This is a genomic window from Methylobacterium sp. E-016 (assembly GCF_022829745.1).
GTDB lineage: Bacteria > Pseudomonadota > Alphaproteobacteria > Rhizobiales > Beijerinckiaceae > Methylobacterium.
Genome location: NZ_JAKSYF010000059.1, coordinates 1 through 1296, shown reverse-complemented (window position 1 = coordinate 1296; position 1296 = coordinate 1). Strand labels below are relative to the sequence as shown.

The 1296-nt window shown below is 65.7% G+C and carries 1 protein-coding gene; it reads right to left on the bottom strand.

What is annotated here, in order from left to right; translation table 11 throughout:
* Positions 1–139 precede the first annotated feature (139 nt).
* Positions 140–1219, bottom strand: a complete 1080-nt coding sequence (locus tag MKK68_RS05490; protein ID WP_244029213.1) for an IS5 family transposase — start codon at positions 1217–1219, stop codon at positions 140–142.
* Positions 1220–1296: the final 77 nt, after the last annotated feature.

Genomic DNA, 1296 nt, shown 5'->3' with positions numbered 1-1296 from the left:
GGACACCTCGAAGAACCGCGTAATTGCGGGGTCTGGCCGTTGGTTTGACGCGGCCGGTAGCTTTTGACGTGATCGGACTGGCGATCTGGCAGTCTGGTGGTGGTCATGAACGGGCTCGGGGGCCCATCCCGAGGTTGCCTCAGGCCGCTACCGGCCGGCCGTCGATCCAGAGGAAGCGCTTGAGGTTGTAGGCGAGGTTGGCGAGCCCGATCTTGGTCCGGGCTCGGGCCAGACCGATGGTGCGCACGAACAGGCCGAAGCGGTGCTTCTGGTCGGCGAACACCGTCTCGACCGCCGAGCGGACCCTGGAGCGGGCGCGGTTGGCCTTGCGCTGCGCCGGCGTCAGATCGAGGCCGGGCTGCCGCCGGAAGTGGATCTTCGAGCGCCGGCCATGCTTGGTCAGGTGGGCTTCGTTGGCCTTCGAGCGGTAGGCGGTGTCGGCCCAGACGTCGCTCGCCGTGTTGGCCAGGTCGAGGACGTTGCCCAGTTGTGCCCCATCATGGGCGGCCGCGCTGGTGACGGTGAAGCGGCGGACGAACCCGTGCTTGCGGTCGATCGAGACGTGCGTCTTGTAGCCAAACATCGGAACGGCGATCTCAACCTTGGCCTTGGTGCCGTCCGCCTGTGCAGGCCGCGCCTTGGCCCGCTTCAGGGTCCAGCGGGCATCGCGGTCCTTCTGCGCGAGCTTTTTTGGTTTGGCCGCCCACGCGTCAGGGATCTTGCCTTCCTTCAGAGCCGCCTTCTCCGCATCGGTGTTGCGCTGACGCGGAGCCGCGATGATCGAGGCATCGATGATCTGCCCCGACATCGCGAGGTAACCCTTGCCCTTCAGCCAGGCGTCGAAGGCGGCAAACAGCTCCTCGATCGCGCCGGCCCGGGTCAGGTGCTCCCGGAACAGCCACACCGTCTTGGCGTCGGGCACGGCATCCTCGAAGTCCAAACGGAGGAAGCGCATGAACGACAGCCTGTCCCAGATCTGGAACTCGGTGGCGTCGTCCGACAGCGTGTAGAGCGTCTGAAGGATCAGGATCTTGAACATCAGCACCGGGTCGTAGGGTGGGCGACCACCCTTCGATCCGTCGGACCGCTTCAGCGCGGTCGCCAACTTCGGCCGGAACGCCTCGAAGTCGATCAGCCCCGCGAGCTTCACCAACGGATCGCCGTTCTCCGACAGGCGCTGATAGCGCTCATCCAGATCGAAGAACCCTGGCTGACCCATCCGAGCCTCCCCAACGCCGACAGCACCAGGGAATCACGACACCGCCCCGCACGGAAGGGGTATTTCGAGGTAACCGA

What these genes read in the sequence shown, in the direction of transcription:
- MKK68_RS05490 (WP_244029213.1), bottom strand. Translation starts at nt 1,219, where the DNA reads ATGGGTCAGCCAGGGTTCTTCGATCTGGATGAGCGCTATCAGCGCCTG.